Source organism: Chryseobacterium sp. PTM-20240506 (assembly GCF_048296755.1).
In the GTDB taxonomy this organism is placed as follows: domain Bacteria; phylum Bacteroidota; class Bacteroidia; order Flavobacteriales; family Weeksellaceae; genus Chryseobacterium; species Chryseobacterium proteolyticum.
The window spans coordinates 2,688,599-2,709,012 of sequence record NZ_CP182581.1; the positions used below are offsets into that span (position 1 = coordinate 2,688,599).

Annotated in this window: 14 protein-coding genes; 10 read left to right on the forward strand and 4 right to left on the reverse strand. The window is 36.2% G+C overall.

Annotation, left to right across the window (positions count from 1 at the left end; translation table 11 throughout):
- Positions 1-19 precede the first annotated feature (19 nt).
- Positions 20-976 carry an acetyl-CoA carboxylase carboxyltransferase subunit alpha gene (locus ACNFU2_RS11930; protein ID WP_172280876.1) on the forward strand — a complete coding sequence of 319 codons (957 nt, stop codon included), beginning with the start codon at positions 20-22 and terminating at the stop codon, positions 974-976.
- 61 nt (positions 977-1,037) lie between these two features.
- On the opposite strand, the gene ACNFU2_RS11935 is transcribed toward ACNFU2_RS11930, so the two are convergent.
- Positions 1,038-1,733, reverse strand: coding sequence for a DUF6759 domain-containing protein (locus tag ACNFU2_RS11935; protein ID WP_172280878.1), 696 nt, complete (start codon positions 1,731-1,733; stop codon positions 1,038-1,040).
- 143 nt (positions 1,734-1,876) lie between these two features.
- Between ACNFU2_RS11935 and tsf the strand changes: the two genes are divergently transcribed.
- From tsf to ACNFU2_RS11980, 9 genes are all read left to right on the forward strand, one after another.
- A complete protein-coding gene (gene tsf / locus ACNFU2_RS11940; protein WP_418121837.1) occupies positions 1,877-2,704 on the forward strand; it encodes a translation elongation factor Ts in 828 nt (275 codons plus the stop codon).
- Between the two features lie 241 nt (positions 2,705-2,945).
- Complete coding sequence (locus ACNFU2_RS11945; RefSeq protein ID WP_306614903.1) at positions 2,946-5,753, forward strand: gliding motility-associated C-terminal domain-containing protein; 2,808 nt, start codon at positions 2,946-2,948, stop codon at positions 5,751-5,753.
- Between the two features lie 127 nt (positions 5,754-5,880).
- The gene (locus ACNFU2_RS11950; protein WP_306614901.1) at positions 5,881-8,682 is read left to right on the forward strand and encodes a T9SS type B sorting domain-containing protein; all 2,802 of its coding nucleotides are present in this window, start codon (positions 5,881-5,883) and stop codon (positions 8,680-8,682) included.
- Between the two features lie 133 nt (positions 8,683-8,815).
- Positions 8,816-11,641: a T9SS type B sorting domain-containing protein gene (locus ACNFU2_RS11955; RefSeq protein ID WP_306614899.1), complete on the forward strand. Its 2,826-nt coding sequence runs from the start codon at positions 8,816-8,818 to the stop codon at positions 11,639-11,641.
- A 111-nt stretch (positions 11,642-11,752) separates the two neighbouring features.
- Positions 11,753-15,151 (forward strand): T9SS type B sorting domain-containing protein, encoded by a 3,399-nt coding sequence (locus ACNFU2_RS11960; RefSeq protein ID WP_273649765.1) that lies wholly within the window; start codon positions 11,753-11,755, stop codon positions 15,149-15,151.
- Positions 15,152-15,300: 149 nt separating this feature from the next.
- Positions 15,301-16,089 (forward strand): hypothetical protein, encoded by a 789-nt coding sequence (locus ACNFU2_RS11965; RefSeq protein ID WP_273649767.1) that lies wholly within the window; start codon positions 15,301-15,303, stop codon positions 16,087-16,089.
- Positions 16,090-16,261: 172 nt separating this feature from the next.
- Positions 16,262-17,041, forward strand: coding sequence for a DUF6759 domain-containing protein (locus ACNFU2_RS11970; RefSeq protein ID WP_273649769.1), 780 nt, complete (start codon positions 16,262-16,264; stop codon positions 17,039-17,041).
- A gap of 75 nt (positions 17,042-17,116) precedes the next feature.
- Complete coding sequence (gene trmB / locus ACNFU2_RS11975) at positions 17,117-17,794, forward strand: tRNA (guanosine(46)-N7)-methyltransferase TrmB (protein WP_172280894.1); 678 nt, start codon at positions 17,117-17,119, stop codon at positions 17,792-17,794.
- 123 nt (positions 17,795-17,917) lie between these two features.
- The gene (locus ACNFU2_RS11980; protein WP_172280896.1) at positions 17,918-18,361 is read left to right on the forward strand and encodes a DUF6759 domain-containing protein; all 444 of its coding nucleotides are present in this window, start codon (positions 17,918-17,920) and stop codon (positions 18,359-18,361) included.
- Between the two features lie 70 nt (positions 18,362-18,431).
- Here ACNFU2_RS11980 and rpsB read toward each other — a convergent pair whose 3' ends face one another.
- From rpsB to rplM, 3 genes are all read right to left on the reverse strand, one after another.
- Complete coding sequence (gene rpsB / locus ACNFU2_RS11985; protein WP_172280898.1) at positions 18,432-19,193, reverse strand: 30S ribosomal protein S2; 762 nt, start codon at positions 19,191-19,193, stop codon at positions 18,432-18,434.
- 185 nt (positions 19,194-19,378) lie between these two features.
- Entirely contained in the window at positions 19,379-19,765 is a 387-nt protein-coding gene (rpsI, locus tag ACNFU2_RS11990) for a 30S ribosomal protein S9 (protein WP_172280899.1), read from the reverse strand.
- A gap of 5 nt (positions 19,766-19,770) precedes the next feature.
- A complete protein-coding gene (gene rplM, locus ACNFU2_RS11995) occupies positions 19,771-20,226 on the reverse strand; it encodes a 50S ribosomal protein L13 (protein WP_089027987.1) in 456 nt (151 codons plus the stop codon).
- Positions 20,227-20,414: the final 188 nt, after the last annotated feature.

A 20,414-nucleotide genomic window follows, 5' to 3' on the forward strand; every position in this document is an offset into this window, starting at 1 on the left:
GATATAATTTACTTCAAGAATGGAATATTTAAGTTTCGAACTTCCTATAAAAGAATTAATGGACCAATACCAAACATGTTCTTTAGTAGGAGAAGAAAGTGGTGTTGATGTAAAATTAGCATGTAGTCAAATTGAGGATAAGATCATAGAGAAGAAAAAAGAGATCTATGGAAACCTTACTCCTTGGCAAAGAGTACAACTATCCCGTCACCCTGATCGTCCTTATGCATTGGATCATATCAATGGTATTGCAGACAAGGGTAGTTTTCTGGAGCTTCACGGAGACAGAAATTTTGCAGATGATCCGGCATTGGTTGGAGGCTTAGCTACTCTGGATGGTCACAAAGTAATGATCATCGGAACCCAAAAAGGGAGAACAACCAAAGAAAGACAGCACAGAAGATTTGGGATGCCAAATCCTGAAGGATATAGAAAAGCTCTTAGACTAATGAAATTAGCTGAAAAATTCCGCATCCCGGTTGTAACTTTAGTGGACACACCTGGAGCATATCCTGGATTAGAAGCAGAAGAACGTGGACAAGGTGAAGCTATTGCCCGAAACATTTTTGAAATGGTTCAGCTTAAAACTCCGATATTCACTTACATTATTGGTGAAGGAGCTAGCGGTGGAGCATTAGGAATAGGTGTTGGAAATAAAGTATATATGCTGGAAAACACATGGTATACTGTAATTGCACCCGAAAGTTGTTCTTCTATATTGTGGAGAAACTGGGATCACAAGGAAGATGCAGCGAATGCATTAAATCTTACCCCGCAAGATGCATTAAGAGAAAAATTCATTGATGGGATTATCGAAGAACCTCTGGGAGGAGCACACTACGATCCTGAAACAGCATATTTGAATTTGAAAAGTTCAATTTTGCAAAACATAAAAGCTTTCTCTAAGTTTACAGGACAGGAACTTGAAACTCAACGTCAAGAAAAATTCATTGCCATGGGGCAATTTAAAGGATAAAAATAAAAACGGTTAAGAAATTCTTAACCGTTTTTTTATTCTATATTGATCATTCAATTTTTTATTCAGAAACATTCAGCTCAATCTCAATATCTTTGCTGATCTTTTTTATGGAAGAATATTTTGCATCACAAACCATTGTTGTCAAAACATATTCTCCCTTATCTATTAAAATAAAATTCTGCCCTTTTGCAGGAACACTTAGATTGTAATATTTTTTCCCACTGATCTTTACAATCAAATTACAGTTCGATCTATTTTTAATATTGATGTATGCCTCTTTTAAATTAGTATCATTGCTAAAAAGATGAGTAAGCATAGCAGCTGTCCTTTTATTCTCTTCACTTGGTTCTGATTTTTTGCTTCCGCTTACGCTGGCATAATTTACTTTTGTTTCAGAAGGTGCAGATGCTGAATTTACGGCTAGTGTTTTGCCACTGTTCAATTCATTATTTTTAACAATTTTTTCTATTTTTTCTTTACTAATAGGCTTAATAGTTGGTTTTGCCTCCGGAGAATTATCAGCCATAATTATTTCTATCAGCTTCCTTTTAAAGTAATCTGTTTTTGCATGATTCGGGTTTTGTTTTAAAAATCCGGCTATTACTCTTGCCTCCTTTGAACTTTCAGCATCCTGTTCAGTATATATTATCAAAGTCTCTTTTTCCACAACAGCTTTAGATTTGGCCCTTTTCTTCTTCTGAGAAAAGCCAAGTGTAAAAATGCATAAAAATATAAGGAGAAATATTTTTTTCATTAACTAAGCATTTTAAAATTATTAACAAATAAATAACGTGAAAAGTCAATTTTTAGTTTGTCATTAAAATCATTATCTTTGCACTGCTCAAAAATAAACTAAAAAATCAAAACTAATTCTTAATAAAAAAAATAATAGATATTATGTCTTATACACCAGCTGCTGCAGACGTAGCAAAATTGAGAAACCAAACAGGTGCAGGTATGATGGACTGCAAAAAAGCTTTAGTTGAAGCTGAAGGAGATTTCGAAAAAGCAGTAGATATCCTTAGAAAAAAAGGACAAAAAGTTGCGGCTAACAGAGCTGACAGAGAATCTACTGAAGGAGTTGTTATTGCAAGAGTAAATGAAGATAACACTTTAGGTGCTGTTATTTCTTTAAATTGTGAGACTGACTTTGTTGCTAAAAACGAAGCGTTCATCGAGTTAGCTTATGAGTTAGCTGAAATGGCAATTTTTGCTGCAACTAAAGAAGAACTTCTAGCTACAGACTTCCACGGAATTACTGTTGCTGAAAAACTTATCGAGCAAACAGGAGTTATTGGTGAAAAAATTGAGATCGGTGCTTTTGAAAGACTAGAAGGTCCTTTCTTAGGAGCTTATATCCACGCTGGAAACAAAATCGCTGCAATTACATCTCTTTGTTCTAAAGTAGAAGGAGCTGATGAAGCTGCTAAAGCTGTTTCTATGCAGGTTGCTGCAATGAACCCTATCGCTCTTGACGAAACAAGAGTTTCTCAAGAAACTATTGACAAGGAATTAGAAATCGAAAGAGAACTTCTTACTAAAGAAGGTAAGCCTGAAAACATTATCGACAATATCCTTAAAGGTAAAATGCAGAAATTCTACAAAGAAAACACTTTGGTTCACCAAGCATTTATTAAAGATGGAAGCCAATCTGTTGCAGACTATGTAAAATCTGTTAATGGAGATTTAAAAGTTACAGGATTTGTAAGAGTAAGTCTTAACTAATCTTGTCTTCTTAAGATAAATAAAATCCCGATGAAAATTCATCGGGATTTTTTTATGCTCTTACTATTATTTTTGAACTTAAAATCGCCATGGTAAAAATTATTCTTTTTACGATTATAATTTTCATACACTCAAAAGATTTTGACATATAATTATGAATTATTTTTTATTTTAGCCCGTAATTTATTAATGATATATCAAATATTATTTTAAATTTGTAGAAATCCTAATTCCCAAGTTTATGAAAAGATTTCTACTCAGTTTATTACTGTTCTTTTTTACAATTAACCTATTTTTCGCACAAAGAGATACTGAGCACTGGATAGCCCCTTATTATGATACCGTTGGAGGATATACCAATGCATTATATTTATCTACGGATTCGGTCACTCCCTTTGATGTACAAATTTATAATAATAATGCCGTGGTTACCACTGTTACAATCAGCAAAGGGAGCCCACAGGTCTATACCATCACGGACAATGCCCTCATAATGGCCAACACTACGGCAAATGCTTTTACTGCAACAAGTAAAGGACTATACCTTAAAGGGGACAAGCCTTTTTATTGTAGTTTAAGATTAGCACAAAGCGTACATGGTGAAATCATCACCAGTAAAGGAAAAGCGGGTATTGGTAAAGAATTTTTCGTAGCATCCAGCCCTAACACTTCAACAAGTTCACTATACAATTTTACCGCAGGAATTCTTGCTACAGAAGATAACACAACCGTAACTGTCTCATGGAATGGCACAGGCGTTACTTTTTATGGAGGAACACCTACAGGAAATTCACATACTTTCACATTAAACAAAGGACAATCATTTATATTTGCAGGTTCCGGGAATTCCAGCCCAAATCTTACCGGATTTATCGGTGCTAAAGTTGTCTCCGACAAACCCGTTACATTAACCAATGGTAGCTGCAATGGAAATTTCGGGATATTAGGATCCGGAGGTTCTGACCCTGTTCTCGACCAGTCTGTCCCAGTAGAAAGGCTGGGTAATACTTTTGCCATGGTCAAAACTAGGTCCACAGCCCCTTCTCAAAATATGGAAGGCGGAATCATCATAGCCACAGAAGATAATACAGATATATTTTTAAATGGCTCTCCTACTGCTGTAGCAACAATCAATGCAGGACAATGGTATAGAATCAACGAAACAAGTTATGTAACACAAACCGGAGCGGGAACACATTCCAATATGTTTATTTCCACATCCAAAAAAGTATATTTATATCAATTTGTAGCTGTAGGAGATAGTAATGCTACCTGTGGATTTAATTACATCCCACCTCTAAACTGTTTCCTGCCCAGAAAGATTGATGAAATTGGAAACATCAATCAGATGCCGGGTATTTCAAGTGGGATTACATTAAAGCTAAACATTTTAACAGAGACAGGAGCAGCTGTTTTAGTGAACGGAGTCGCTCCAACGGCCGCACAAGGACCTTATCCATTGACAGGAAATACCCAATGGCAAACCTATGCCATTGAAGGGATTACAGGAAATGTATCCATCACATCTACAAAAGCTGTAACTGCAGGAATTAATGGCGGATATAGCTCCGCAGGATATGGAGGTTACTTTGCAGGATTTTCATCAGTCCCAGTAATCAGTAAAAAGACAGGGGAGTGTGTCCCTGGTATTGTTTTGGAAGTTGACGATGGATATGAAACCTATCAATGGTATTTAAATGGGGTTGCCATTCCTGGCGCTACTACCAATACTTACACGCCTACCCAGGCAGGAAATTATACCGTGAAAGTTGGTATGGGAACATGCCCTCCTGTAACAACGCCTATTTATAAGGTTTTCAATTGTATGAAAAATACAACAACCAGTATAAATGCTTGTGCTACTAAAATTATAACCCCAACCTTTTCAAGCTCTACACAGACACCTGTACCGAGTACTGTATCCATTTTAACAGCACCTACTCACGGAACAGCAGTCCTAAACCCTTCGACAGGAATAATAACTTATAATCCTGCACCGGGATATTTAGGACCAGATGTAATCGTTTATACTTTCTGTGGAAATGCTCCGGAATTCATCGACTGCGAAACAGTAACTGTAAATCTGACAGTTGTCCCTTTTATCGTAAAGGATGCCACCCTGGAAGCATGTCAATATGAAGACAAAGCTTATTTTGATTTAACAACAGCCAATGTTATTGACTTCAATTTAGTAACAAAAAAATACTACCCCACTTTAGCTGACCTGAACGCTAATACCAATCAGATCACAGAGCCTCAACACTATGGTTCTGCGGGAGGAGTTGTTTATGTTAAAATTACAAGTAATGAAGGATGTACAGGAATTGCAAAAATTACACTAATTGCAAAACCTATTAAGAAATCTCCTACTCTGCTTGATAAATATATTTGTATTGATTCTAGAACCAATCTTGATGCAGGCCCTGGTTACGATTCATATCAATGGAGCACGGGTGCCACTACACAATCCATAGAGGGAGTAGGAGTTGGTGAATACACCGTTATTCTTGGAAAAGACGGATGCTTTGTTACACAGATTGTAAAGGTTATCAAAACTCAGGATCCTGTAATTACTCAGATTGAAATCTCTAACAATACGGCAACTGTTATTGTAACTGGTGGTACACCACCTTACAAATATTCCGTAGACGGAACATCAAACTGGCAGGATTCAAATGTATTTACTAACCTTTCCAGAGGGCAACATACATTCTATGTAAAAGATGCCAATAATTGCACCCCTATTTCTGTTGAAATTACGGTTCCTAACTTAATCAACGCAATAACTCCAAACGGCGACAATATCAACGATTATATTGATTACAGTGAACTGGGTTATAAAGAGAATCTTAGCTTTGTCATCTATGACAGGTACGGAAATAAAATATTCACCGGCGACAAATTCAACAATTACAAATGGGATGGAAGACATTTCGATAAAAAGATAGTGACAGGAACTTACTGGTATCACATTAACTGGAATGAATCCAACAAAGAAAAAACACCTATAAAATATACGGGTTGGATTTTAGTAAAAAATAGAAATTAACATTAAATAATTATTAAATAATTAGACCACGATTAATTAATCGTGGTTTTTTATTGTTGTAATAGATTATTATTAAAACATATCAAATAATCTACTATTTTTGTATAAAATTATAATTCCCAATACCATGAAAAAATATTTCTTTAGTCTAGTTCTGGTTCTTTTTATAATTAATACACTCTTTGCCCAGAGGGATACAGACCACTGGATAGCGCCTTATTACAGTACTATTGAAGGATATACTAATGCCTTATACCTATCAACAGATTCAGTAATCCCATTTGAAGTTAAAATCTATAACAACAATTCTATAATTGGAACAGCTATAATCAGCAAAGGAAATCCACAAACATTCACTCTAAATAACAATGTAATACTTGCAACTAATATAGCTGATGGATTTAAAGTAATTAATAAAGGATTATATCTTAAAGGTGATAAACGCTTTTACTGCAGCTTAAGAATGGCACAAAGCGCACATGGTGAAATTATCACCAGTAAAGGGAAAGCAGGTATTGGCAAAGAATTTTTCATAGCATCCAGTCCAAATAGCGCAATAAGTGCAATTTATAATTTTACAGCAGGAATTCTTGCTACAGAAGATAACACAACCGTAACTGTCTCATGGAATAGCACAGGCGTTACTTTTTATGGAGGAACACCTACAGGAAATTCACATACTTTCACATTAAACAAAGGACAATCATTTATATTTGCAGGTTCCGGGAATTCCAGCGCCAACCTTACAGGTTTTATAGGTGCTAAGGTTGTAGCTGATAAGCCTGTAGCTCTTACTAACGGAAGCTGTAATGGTAATTTCGGAATACTCAGCTCGGGGGGCTCTGATCCTGTTCTTGATCAATCTGTTCCTATTGAAAGACTTGGCAATACTTTTGCCATGGTCAAAACTAGGTCCACAGCCCCATCTCAAAATATGGAAGGCGGGATTATTATTGCAACAGAAGATAATACTGATATATTTTTAAATGGTTCTCCAAATCCAATATCTACCATAAATGCGGGACAGTGGTATAGAATTAATGAATCCAATTATGTCACACAAACCGGAGCAGGAACACATTCCAATATGTTTATCTCCACATCTAAAAAAGTATATTTATATCAATTTGTAGCTGTAGGAGACAGCAACGCGACCTGTGGATTTAATTACATTCCACCACTCAACTGTTTTCTGCCCAGGAAGATAGATGAAATTGGAAATATTAACCAAATGCCTAATATAAACAGTCCAATAACACTGAAATTGAATATTCTCACTGAGACAGGTGCAGCCGTCCTTGTCAATGGAGTCGCCCCAACTCCTTCACAAGGACCTTACCCTTTGACGGGCAATACCCAATGGCAAACCTATGCCATTGAAGGGATTACAGGAAATGTGTCCATCACATCTACAAAAGCGGTAACTGCAGGAATTAATGGAGGATATAGCACTGCAGGTTATGGAGGATACTTCGCAGGATTTTCATCTGTCCCGGTAATTACGAAAAAAAGCGGTGAGTGTGTCCCTGGTATTGTTTTGGAAGTTGACGATGGATATGAAACTTATCAATGGTATTTAAATGGAGTCGCCATTCCCGGAGCTGTAAATAGCACCTATACTCCAGTACAATCAGGAAACTACACTGTAAAAGTAACAATGGGAAGCTGTCCGGTAACAACTCCAATTTATAAGGTTTTTACCTGTATGAAAAATACAACAACCAGTATAAATATATGTGCCACTAAAATTATAACCCCAACCTTTTCAAGCTCTACACAGACACCTGTTCCGAGTACTGTATCAATTTTAACAGCACCTATTCACGGAACAGCAATCCTAAATCCTTCTACAGGAATAATTACTTACAATCCTGCGCCGGGATATTTTGGACCAGATGTAATCGTTTATACTTTCTGTGGAAATGCTCCGGAATTCATCGACTGCGAAACAGTAACTATAAATCTGACAGTTGTCCCTTTTATCGTAAAAGATGCCACCCTTGAAGCTTGTCAATATGAAGACAAAGCTTATTTTGATTTAACAACAGCAAACGTTATTGACTTCAATTTAGTAACAAAAAAATACTACCCCACTTTAGCTGACCTGAACGCTAATACCAATCAGATCACAAATCCACAAAATTACGAATCCACAGGAGGAGTTGTGTATGTTAAAATTACAAGTAATGAAGGATGTACAGGAATTGCAAAAATTACACTAATTGCAAAACCTATTAAGAAATCTTCTACTCTGCTTGATAAATATATTTGTATTGATTCTAGAACCAATCTTGATGCAGGCCCTGGTTACGATTCATATCAATGGAGCACGGGTGCCACTACACAATCCATAGAGGGAGTAGGAGTTGGTGAATATACCGTTATTCTTGGAAAAGACGGATGCTTTGTTACACAGATTGTAAAGGTTATCAAAACTCAGGATCCTGTAATTACTCAGATTGAAATCTCTAACAATACGGCAACTGTTATTGTAACTGGTGGTACACCACCTTACAAATATTCCGTAGATGGAACATCAAACTGGCAGGATTCAAATGTATTTACCAACCTTTCCAGAGGTCAACATACATTCTATGTAAAAGATGCCAATAATTGTAAACCGATTTCTGTAGAGATTACAGTTGTCAATCTTATTAATGCCATAACTCCTAATGATGATGGACATAATGATTATATTGACTATAGTGCCTTGTCATATAAAGAGAATCTTATTCTAGTTATCTATGACAGGTACGGAAATAAAATATTCACCGGCGATAAATTCAATAATTACAAATGGGATGGAAAACATTTAGGCAAAAAAATTTCCACAGGAACTTACTGGTATCACATTAACTGGAATGAATCCAACAAAGAAAAAACACCTGTAAAATATACGGGTTGGATTTTGGTAAAAAACAGAAATTAAATTTGACAATATTTCCAAACCACGATCTTAGAATTGTGGTTTCTTTTTATTATTTTATTGCATTTTTTTTAAATTACTTGATGATATATCAAATAATCTCCTATTTTTGCAACAATCCTAAATTCCCATATCTATGAAAAGATTTTTACTTAGTTTATTCCTATGTTTATTATCCTATAATTGCCTTTTTGCACAAAGAGATACAGACCACTGGTTTGCTCCTTATTTTGATAGCTCATCTTCGTCAGCTACAAACTACGCACACGGGCTTTACTTTTCTACTGACTCTGTCACTCCTTTTGATGTCAAAATTTATAGTAATAATGCATTAATCGGGACCGTTACTATCAGTAAAAACAGCCCACAATCCTTTACTTTGGGTGCTCAATACATCAGAACAACAAGCTCTTCAAGTGCTGCCGTTCCCACAAATCTTGGAGTTTATACCAAAGGAGACAAGCCTTATTTCGCTTCTTTAAGAATATATAATATTTCTCACGGAGAAATTGTTACTTCTAAGGGGAAAGCTGGAATTGGAACTCAATTTTATGCCGCAGCGACTCCTATGACTGTTAGTTCCACATCTAATAACTTCACAACGGGAATAATGGCAACAGAAGATAATACTACCGTTACCATTTCAGGATATGATCCCAATATACAATTCATTAATAATACCACTCCTCCACTATCACTTACGACGACATTAAACAAGGGACAATCCTATATTCTTGCCGGACTTGGAAATACCGTTGCTAACCAGACGGGATTTATTGGAGCAAAAATTGTTGCTGATAAGCCTATATCCGTTACCAATGGTAATTCAAATGGGTTTTATGCAACAACAACATCTGCTGATGGTTCGGATTTAATTATGGACCAGTCCGTACCAACGAACAGACTTGGGAATGAGTTTGCCATGGTAAAAAGTATTTCCACAAGCCAGAACAATATGGAAGGAGGAATTATAATTGCCACAGAAAACAATACTGAAATTTATCTTAATGCGGGAACAACTCCAGTTGCTACCATCAACGAGGGAGACTATTACAGAATTATGGCCAATGACTATGCTACTCAAGCGGGCGGTCACTCTAATATCTATATCCGTACTACAAAAAATGTTTATTTGTACCAATTAATTGGTGCCGGCTCTGCCAATAATACGGGAGGTTACAATTACATCCCCCCTTTAAATTGTTTCCTTCCCCGAAAAATAGATGAAATCGGGAAAATTCAGGAAATGCCAACCTATACAGGTACCGTTAACTTAAAACTTAATATTTTAACTGAAGCCGGTGCAGCAGTTACTGTAAATGGTGCTACTCCAACCGCAGCACAGGGACCATTTCCTCTTACAGGAAATACACAATGGGTAACATATGGTATACAAGGAATTACAGGAAATGTTACCATTACATCAACAAAAGCCGTAACTGCCGGAATCAACGGTGGATATAGCACGGCGGGTTATGGCGGATACTTCGCAGGATTCTCATCAATCCCTGTAATCGCGAAGCAAACAGGAGACTGTATTCCAGGAATAGTTTTAGAGGTAGACGACAGTTTTGAAACCTACCAATGGTCTCTAAACGGAAATCCAATTCCGGGTGCAACTTCCAACTCTTACACTCCAACTCAGGCGGGAAATTATACCGTAAGAATTACCGTAGGAAGCTGCCCTCCTGCTACAACACCTGTATACAAAGTATTCTCTTGCCTTGAACAATCTACAAAATCTCTAATCATGTGTGAGGGATACCAGGCGATTGTCCCTGAATTTACAAATTCAACCCAAACTTATGTTCCGGGAACGGTAACCATTGTAACTCCACCAGCGAATGGAACAGCAACAATTGATCCTGTAACCGGTGTTATCACTTATGTTCCGAATTTCGGATACTTTGGTCCGGATACTATTGTATATAAATTCTGTGGAAATGCCCCGGAATTTATTGATTGCGAACAGGTAACGTTAAACTTAACAGTTTCTTCAACGCCAACTGTTACCAATGCAGCATTGAGAGCCTGCTTCCTGGAGCAAAATCCGTCAACCGGACTATTTAATCTTACTTTGGCTGCAGTAACCACACAGGCTGGAACTACAAAAAAATATTACCCATCACCTACTGATGCAGTAAATGGGACAAATGAAATTACAAATCCTACTACCTACATTGCACCAACCGGAGTTGTGTATATTAAAGTAAGCAATGCCAATGGATGTTACAGAGTTGCGGAAGTTACCCTGACTGTTCTGGCACCTGTAAAATCTACAGTACTGGTTGATAAAATCATCTGTATGGAAGATAAAACCACACTTGATGCAGGCCCCGGATTTGCTTCTTATCTATGGAGTACAGGAGCTACTACACAGTCTATTACTAACGTGGGAGTCGGTACTTATTCTGTCCAATTAAAAACGGGTGAATGTACAACAACACAAACGGTTAATGTATATCCCGCAGAGCAACCTGTTATTTCTAATGTTGACATAACGAGCAATGCCATAACAGTATATGCTATAGGAGGCACTCCTCCTTATAAATATTCTATTGATAACATAAACTGGCAGGACTCTAATGTATTTAATAATATTCCACGTGGAGATGCTGTTGTATATGTTAAAGACGCCTATGACTGTGATCCTATTTTTGTTTCCGTTACTATTCCAAACCTGGTTAATGTAATTACACCAAATGATGATGGTGTAAATGATGTAATTGATTATTCGTCATTATCATACAAACCAAATTTAACATTCAATATCTATGACAGGTATGGTGCTAAAATCCATCAGGGAGATAAAACCAATGGCTATAAATGGAATGGAACAACCAATGGAAGTAAAAGAGTATCTACAGGAAACTATTGGTTTGATATTAGCTGGAATGAGCCTAATAAAAAGCAAACACCAATAAAATATTCCGGCTGGATCCTTGTAAAAAACAGAGAATAAGATTTTCTTGAATAATAATAAAAACCACGATTTCGAATCGTGGTTTTTTTATTATTTTTTCAACATATTACTACTTATTATTATTAAATTTGCGTTAAAAGCTAGTACTAAATGAATAAAATTCTATCTTTTTTATTTATATTTTATATTTTCTCGTCTGTATCTGCCCAATTGGACAGAGAACATTGGTTTGCCCCGATGGTAGACAGAACCGGAAATCCGAATCCCTATCAGAAACTGTATCTTTCTACCAACCGGACAACATCATTCCCTGTAAGTATTTATAATAATAATGTATTAATCGGTACCGTAAACATCAGTAAGAATAATCCTCAAAAATTTGATGTATTAAGGGATTATATCATCACAACACAGCAAACGGACCTATTTACTCCCACATCTAAAGGCCTTTATTTAAAAGCAGAATTTCCTTTTTACGCAAATTTGAGATTTTCCGTATTCAACCATGCTGAAATTATCACTTCAAAAGGTATTCCCTCAACTGGAAAAGTTTTTTACGCAGCCAATGCTCCGATCAGTGTTACTAATATTATTTTAAACTTTATGACCAGTATCCTGGCCACTGAGGACAATACAACGGTTACTATATCTGGATATAAGCCTACTGTCCAGTTTTCAAATGGAACAACAGGAGCTACTAACCCTGTGATTACATTTACACTTAATAAGGGGAAATCTTACATTATAGATGGTATCGGAGATATTGCCGGAAACTTTGACGGATTTATTGGAGCGAAAATAACCGCTAATAAACCTGTAAATATCACCAATGGAAATTTTAATGGCCAGTATGCAGGGAATTACCCCACCAGTTCAGATATTCTAATGGATCAGGCTGTCCCCGTTGACAGGCTTGGAAATGAATTTGCGCTCGTCAAAGGAAACGGAAATATCGGCGCCAATATGGAGGAGGCATTAGTAATTGCAACAGAAGATAATACCCAAATCCGTGTAAATAACGAAGTCGTTCCTATTGCTACATTAAATACAGGACAATACTTTATTATTCCAGATACCAAGTACCAGCTGCAAGGAAACGGTCACTATAATTTATATATTAAAACGACAAAAAATACTTACGTATATCAGATGTTAGCCGGGGATGCAACCGCAGGAAATGAGGTGGCTACAGGGGGCTTTAATTTTATTCCTGCCCTCAACTGTTATCTTCCCAAGCAAATTAATGAACTGGGATTTATAGATGAAAATTTTGTCCACTCCAATAATAATCCAAATGGAATCCTCAGCATTCCAACAAAACTTAATCTTATCACCGAAAAAGGAGCCAATGTAACAGTGAACGGCATTACACCACCTGCTACAACGGGACCGTTTAATATGACAGGAACAAATAACTGGGTAACTTATGGAATTCCCAATGTTACGGGAACCATTACCGTTGTTTCCGATAAAGCAATTACGGCCGGAATCAATGCCGGAAGTGACGCTGTTGGTTATGGAGGATTTTTTGCAGGCTTCCCGACCCAACCTGTTATTTTAAAATCAGGGGGCGATTGTGTTCCGGGAATTGTTCTTACTGTAGACCCTGTTATTTATAACGCCTATCAATGGTATCGCAATGGAATTCTTATTCCGGGAGCAACGAATGTTTCATATACCCCAACCCAGTCCGGAAATTATAATTGCGCCGTTACAATGGGTAGCTGTGCTCCATTAATTACCGAGCCTTATAAAGTCTTAAATTGTACTAAACTCAGCACCGCCTCATATGATGTTTGTACAAGCCATACAATTAATCCTGTATTTAGTTCTTCTACCCAGACACCTGTAATCTCAACAATAGCCATCTTAACGCCCCCTACATTAGGAACAGCAACGATAAATCCTACTACAGGGGCCATCACATATAATGTAACTAATCCGGGAACTGCCGGAACAGATACCTTTACTTACACATTTTGTGGAAACGATCCGGATTTTCCTGATTGCGAAACTGTGACTGTTACGATACACATTCAGGTTTTAACGGTAACTAATGCTACTTTATCTGCCTGCGATATCAACGGTCAGGGCACCTTCAATCTCACTTCAGCGAATGTTACTACCAGTACACCTGTAACCATTACCTATTACCCTACCTTGACTGATGCGCAAACAGAAAATGCCACTGCTCTGATTACAAATCCCAATAATTATACAGCTCCGAATGGAACTATCATTTATGCTGTGGTAAAAAACCCTTCCGGATGTAAAAGCATTGCCCAGATCACACTCAATCTGTACCCGGTAGCAATTGTTCTGCAGAATTATAATGGTACTTTCTGTGATGATAATTTTGATGGTATAGTAACGGTTATACTATCAAATATTACTCCCTTGGTGCTTTCAAACAGTACTTATTTTACAAACGTAAGATATTATGCAAATCTAGCTGATGCTGATGCCGGAAATGCCAATAATTTACCCAACACCTGGAGCTACAGTGCTACCACAACCATTTACATAAGGGTAGATTCTCCCGACGGATGTGCAAAGGTAATCCAACCCCTTACATTTACACTAGGTGCAAGAGTTCCTTTACTTAAAAATACAGTAACGGAAAGTTTTTGTGATGATGATCTGGACGGAATAAAACAAGTAAATTTAAGTCAGTATATCACACAATTTACAACAGACCCTTCAGTAAACGCTACTTTTTTTGCAACTCTTACAGATGCTCAGAATAACATCAATCCAATCAATAACCCCGTAATCCTTACGGGCACACAAACTACTTTCGTAAGATTTCAAAAGCAGGGAGCTTGTGCAGAAATAGGAAAGATAATCATAACCATAAAAACGCCTAAACGATCAGACTTACTTACTGATCAGATTATATGCCCTAATACCAAAACAACTTTAGATGCAGGTCCCGGCTTTGAAAGCTACCTTTGGAGCACGGGGGCAACAACATCTTCTATTTCCAATGTACCTGCAGGAAGTTATTGGGTAGACCTGCAATACAATGGTTGTATTTACAGACAGTTTGTAAATGTTACCGAATCTCAATCTCCAGCCATTGTTTCCATAGAGATTAACGGGAATACAGTAACTATAGGGGCAAGTGGAGGAACTCCTCCTTATGAATACTCACTCGATGGAACGACCTGGCAGATTTCAAACGTTTTTCAAAACCTGCCACGAGGGAGCTATATTATTTATGTAAGGGATTCCAAAAGATGTAATGAAGTTCAGAGGCCTTTTACCATCATCAATCTGATCAACACCATCACTCCAAATGATGATGGTCATAATGATGGAATAGATTATTCCGCATTGATGACAAAAGATAATATTGAGTTTAGAATTTATGACCGGTACGGCGCGGAAATCTTCAGAGGCACTGCTAGTAATCGTTATACCTGGGATGGGAAGTTGGGAGGAAGACCTGTGAATACAGCAACATACTGGTATACCATCAGCTGGACTGAGTACGGGGCAAGTACTGTCGTAAAATATTCTAGCTGGCTTTTGGTAAAAAACAGATAGCAAAACATCAACAGAAGAAAATGATCTAAAAAATCAACGTTATAACATTCATTAACACTTATGAACTAAAGTTTAATATAACTTTAACCTGTTTTCACTATCTATCTAGGTATAAATTGATGTAATTCTATGTAATTTTGCCACATTATATGAAGAAACTTATAACGCTCTTGCTATTGGTTTTTCTTGCAAAGATCAATGCTCAAATATATTCCGGGGAAGTATTCCTTAGAGACAATTCCATATTATATTTAAATCAGGTTTATGTAACAAACCTGAATACTCAGCGAACCGTTCTTACTGATTATAATGGTGATTTTAACATTCAGGCTAACCCTGGAGATGTTATACGTTTTACTTCAATCGTTACAGAAAGAAAAGATATCCGCCTTACCCCTCAGATGTTCGGCATTAAAAGCCTGATCGAGCTGAAAATTGCCTATCATGATATCCAGGAGGTTGTCATCAGCAGATTTAAACCTACAGGAAATTTACGATATGATGTTAATGCCTTAGCTAAGAAAGATAAAGCCCTTGAGCTGAAAAAAGTAATTGGGCTTCCGGAGCCTAAGGGAGATGGCAATCCGCCACAGCTTCCGGTAGCGGGACTTCGTGACGGTGGCTTAACATTTAGTCTTGAAAGCATTTACGATATTTTATCTGGAGAAAGAAAAAAGAAACAACGTTATGTTGCTTACGAGAACATGAATAATTCTGTGACTCAAATAAAGAACTATTTGGGTAAAGATTATTTCCTGAAATTTAAAATTCCTGAAAATTTAATTGATAACTTTTTACAATTTGTTTATTCTTCAGAGAATATACAACCTTATGTACAGGCAGGTAACTTTGAAGCTGTAAAAATTCCAATTGAAAAATATTTACCCATCTATCAAAGAAGGCTAAAGAACTCCCATCTGCAAGATATTGTAAAATAACATACAGTTATTGAGATATTTACAAAAAAATTGTATTTATATACAATATATTCTTAAATTTATCTCACGTACTAGTGTAAAATAAAAATTATATTGGTACGTTATCTTTTTAAAGACTAACTGACCTGAATACAAATTAAGGAGAGATACCATTTAACCTAATATTTGTCAGATGAAAAAGTTACTTCTATTCTTTAGTACACTATTATTTATTAGCCTTTCTGCTCAGAAAAGAGGAAAGGACTACACGAATATTCTAAAAAGTAAAAACATTTATGAGATCAATGCTTTTCTTAGAGATGCCCATCCGGATGATCCCCGTAGATCAGTTTTAAAACCTAAAGTAATGGATATGATGAGGGAGTACATCAAGAATGCTCACCCGGCAGATCAAAAAGTAAAAGAAATGCAGGAAATGCTTGCTTTGCTTAAAAGGAGGCCATCTACCAAGATCACTTTTGATGAAATGAATGCTATCATTAAACAAAAGCAGATCGCAAAATACAAAGCAGAATTAGCTGCCAAACAATCTTCAATCGTTTATACGCCCAGTAATGCACAAAATGCAATTGTAGTCAACACATCTTCAACAACGGTAGCAATTCCAGATGCTGAAGCAGAAGAATTCAATATGCTGATGGCAGTTTCTCCCACGGAACATAAGAACAGGACAGTACAGATCCTAAATTCATTGTTTGATAATGATCCTATGAGCAAAGAATGTATCGTGCTTATAGAAAACAAATCAGACTGTAACATGATCGTGAGAATGGAAGGTGTTGGTACTACAAAATACAGACTCGCTGTTCCGGCACATAATGAAAACTCCATAGTTGTACAAAAAGGAGATTATCTTTTTACAAGCATTGTTTGCGGAGCACAATATGCCTCTCAAAAAACGATTCAAAAACCGATTATGGTTGCACTGGGATCCTCGGAACCTAAAAATTAACCTTTTCTTTTTAAGAGCAAAAGGAGCCAGTTATGCATAAAAATCACTATTTTTGCCAGATTTTCATTTATAGTCATGGGTAAAAATAAAATAGCAAGATTCGAAGAAAACAAAATATTACCTAACGTCATTCAACCGACAAGGGAAGAAGTTTTAAGTGGTTTCGAACTTAAAGGAAATTGGAGAACTGATTTCTTTAAAAACAATAATCCTATTGTTCTTGAGTTAGGGTGTGGAAAGGGAGAATATTCTGTTGGTCTTGCAAAAGCATTCCCAGAAAAGAACTTTATAGGGATAGACATTAAAGGAGCAAGGTTCTGGTTCGGAGCTAAAGAGGCTGTTGAAAACAATATGCCTAATGTTGCTTTTTTAAGATCTCAGATTGAACTTGTAGATCACTTCTTTGCAGAAAATGAAGTGGATGAAATATGGATCACTTTCCCGGATCCTCAAATAAAATACAGACGTACAAAACACAGGCTGACTCATCCTGACTTTCTGGATCGGTATAAAAAATTCTTAAAACCAGGCGGAATCATTCATTTGAAAACAGATTCCGAATTTTTACATGGCTATACGTTAGGTTTTCTACAGGGAGCCGGCTATGAAATAATCACTGCCCATCACGACATTTACGGAGCTCCGGAGTATGATCCCGACACAAAATATTTAAGGGATATAAAAACATATTATGAAGCACTTTTTTCCGCAAAAGGAAAGACTATTACTTATATAAAGTTTAGAATAAGTTAAGTTTTATATGTACACACATTTGATGAAAACAACTATTCTGACTTTAATAGGATGCGAATAGATAGGGAAATAGAATTTTATAGATAAAAAGTAAAATCATACATTTACTGTTCAAAAATATATATGAAAAAGAAATTACTCTTACCTGGCATCATTCTCTCATTAATAATGATCAGCTGTAGTGTAAATTATAATAATTATCCAATCAGGAGAAATCCTTTTCCATCCACTTCTGCAACATCATCACGCGTAAGTACGGAACGTGAGTATAATGAATTAATGAAGACTTATAAGCCTGAAACAACTGAAGTATTAAATGACCTGTTAAATGACTCATCAGGGAGTACACAAACCTCTTTTTCTGTAGAGAATAAATCTCCTTGTAATATGGTCCTTACAATAAGCGGAAACAATTACTACAGAAAAATACCGATTGGAGCAAACAAAATAGGATACGTAATGCTTCCCAAAAATCAAAGTTATAAGCTTTCCGGGATGGTCTGCAACTCTGTATATCAATCGACAAAATTTATTACAAACTCCTACTCTATCACTTTATCCAACTAAAGTTTTTATATCATAAAAAAAGGCCACTAATTGTATTAGTGGCCTTTTATATAATAAAGAAAATCTTTAATTATTCTGCATCGAAATCAGCATCTGTATCAGCAGATACTTTTTCTCCTTCTTCTTTAGATTTTTCTTTGTCAGCTTTTCTCTGAGATTGACCTTCTCTGATAGAATCAGAAACAACATTTAAGATCATATCGATAGACTTAGAAGCATCATCATTTCCAGGAATAACGAAATCTACTTTTCTAGGATCAGAGTTGGTATCTACGATACCGAAAACTGGAATACCTAATTTTTTAGCTTCAGTTACAGCGATGTGCTCTCTTAAGATATCAACAACAAATATTGCAGAAGGAAGACGAACCATGTCAGAGATAGAACCTAAGTTCTTCTCAAGGTTAGCTCTTTGTCTGTCTACCTGAAGTCTCTCTTTTTTAGATAAAGTTTCGAACGTTCCATCTTTTTTCATTTTATCGATAGAGTTCATTTTCTTAACAGCCTTTCTGATTGTAACAAAGTTTGTTAACATTCCTCCTGGCCATCTTTCTGTAATATAAGGCATATTAAGTTCTGAAGCGTGCTTAGCAACAACTTCTTTTGCTTGCTTCTTAGTAGCTACAAAAAGAACTTTTTTACCTGCAGAAGTAAGTTTTTCTAAAGCGCTACAAGCTTCATCCAACTTTACTGCTGTTTTATGTAAGTCTACAATGTGAATACCATTTTTCTCCATAAAAATGTATGGAGCCATATTTGGATTCCACTTTCTAGTCATGTGACCGAAGTGTACACCAGCCTCTAAAAGGTCTTTTACATTTGCTTTTGCCATGTTTTCTGTTTTTGTTAGTTTACTTTCCGTCTTTTAAACAATCAACAACTTCTTTAGATGGGAGAAGCGTTTGGATGCTAAACGTAACGGGCAATTTAAAATTTAGATTAATAGATTTCAGATATAAGATACCAGATAAGAAAAAGTCTGAAATCTGATGTCTCCAATCTGATGTCTGAAAAAAATTAACGTTTTGAGAATTGGAATCTCTTTCTTGCTTTTTTCTGACCTGGCTTCTTTCTTTCCACCATTCTTGCGTCTCTTGTAAGTAAACCAGCTGGCTTTAATGCTAATCTGAACTCAGCGTTGATTTCGCATAAAGCTCTTGAAATACCTAATCTGATAGCTTCTGCTTGTCCTGTATTTCCACCACCGAAAACATTTACGGTAACGTCGTACTGACCAACAGTTTCAGAAAGGATAAATGGTTGATTTAACTTGTAAACCATTACGTCTGTAGAGAAATAATCTTTAGCATCTTTACCGTTTACTGTAATGTTACCAGTACCTGGCTTTACGTAAACTCTTGCCACAGAAGTCTTTCTTCTACCAATTTTATGAACTGTAGACATATTAATTATTTAAATTCGTTAATATTAATTGTTTTAGGCTGTTGAGCTTCATGCTTGTGCTCAGTTCCTTCATATAAGTAAAGGTTTTTGAACAAAGCAGAACCTAATCTGTTTTTAGGTAACATACCTTTTACAGACTTTTCTAATACTTTCAAAGAATCTTTCTTTTGAAGTTCAGCCGCAGTCATAGATTTTTGACCTCCTGGATATCCTGTATGCCAGATGTAAGTCTTATCTTCCCACTTGTTTCCGGAAAGCGTAATTTTCCCAGCATTCAAAACAATAACGTTATCACCACAATCTACGTGAGGTGTAAAGTTTGTTTTGTGCTTACCTCTCAAAATCTTTGCAACCTGAGAAGCTAGTCTTCCCAACGGTTGTCCTTCAGCGTCTACCACAACCCATTCTTTATTAGCAGTAGCTTTGTTCGCTGAAACAGTTTTGTAACTTAATGTATTCACACGTTTTAGTTAAAGATTAAACATAATTTTCCCTCTAAGGGTGTGCAAAGATACAAATTAAATTTGTAATGGAAAAACATATTTGATTTAATATGCAGGTTATGGGTTTAGCTTAAACGATTCGACAGATTTCATCTATGGAAAATATTCTTGGCACAGATATTGCAAAATCATATTCGATGAAAAAA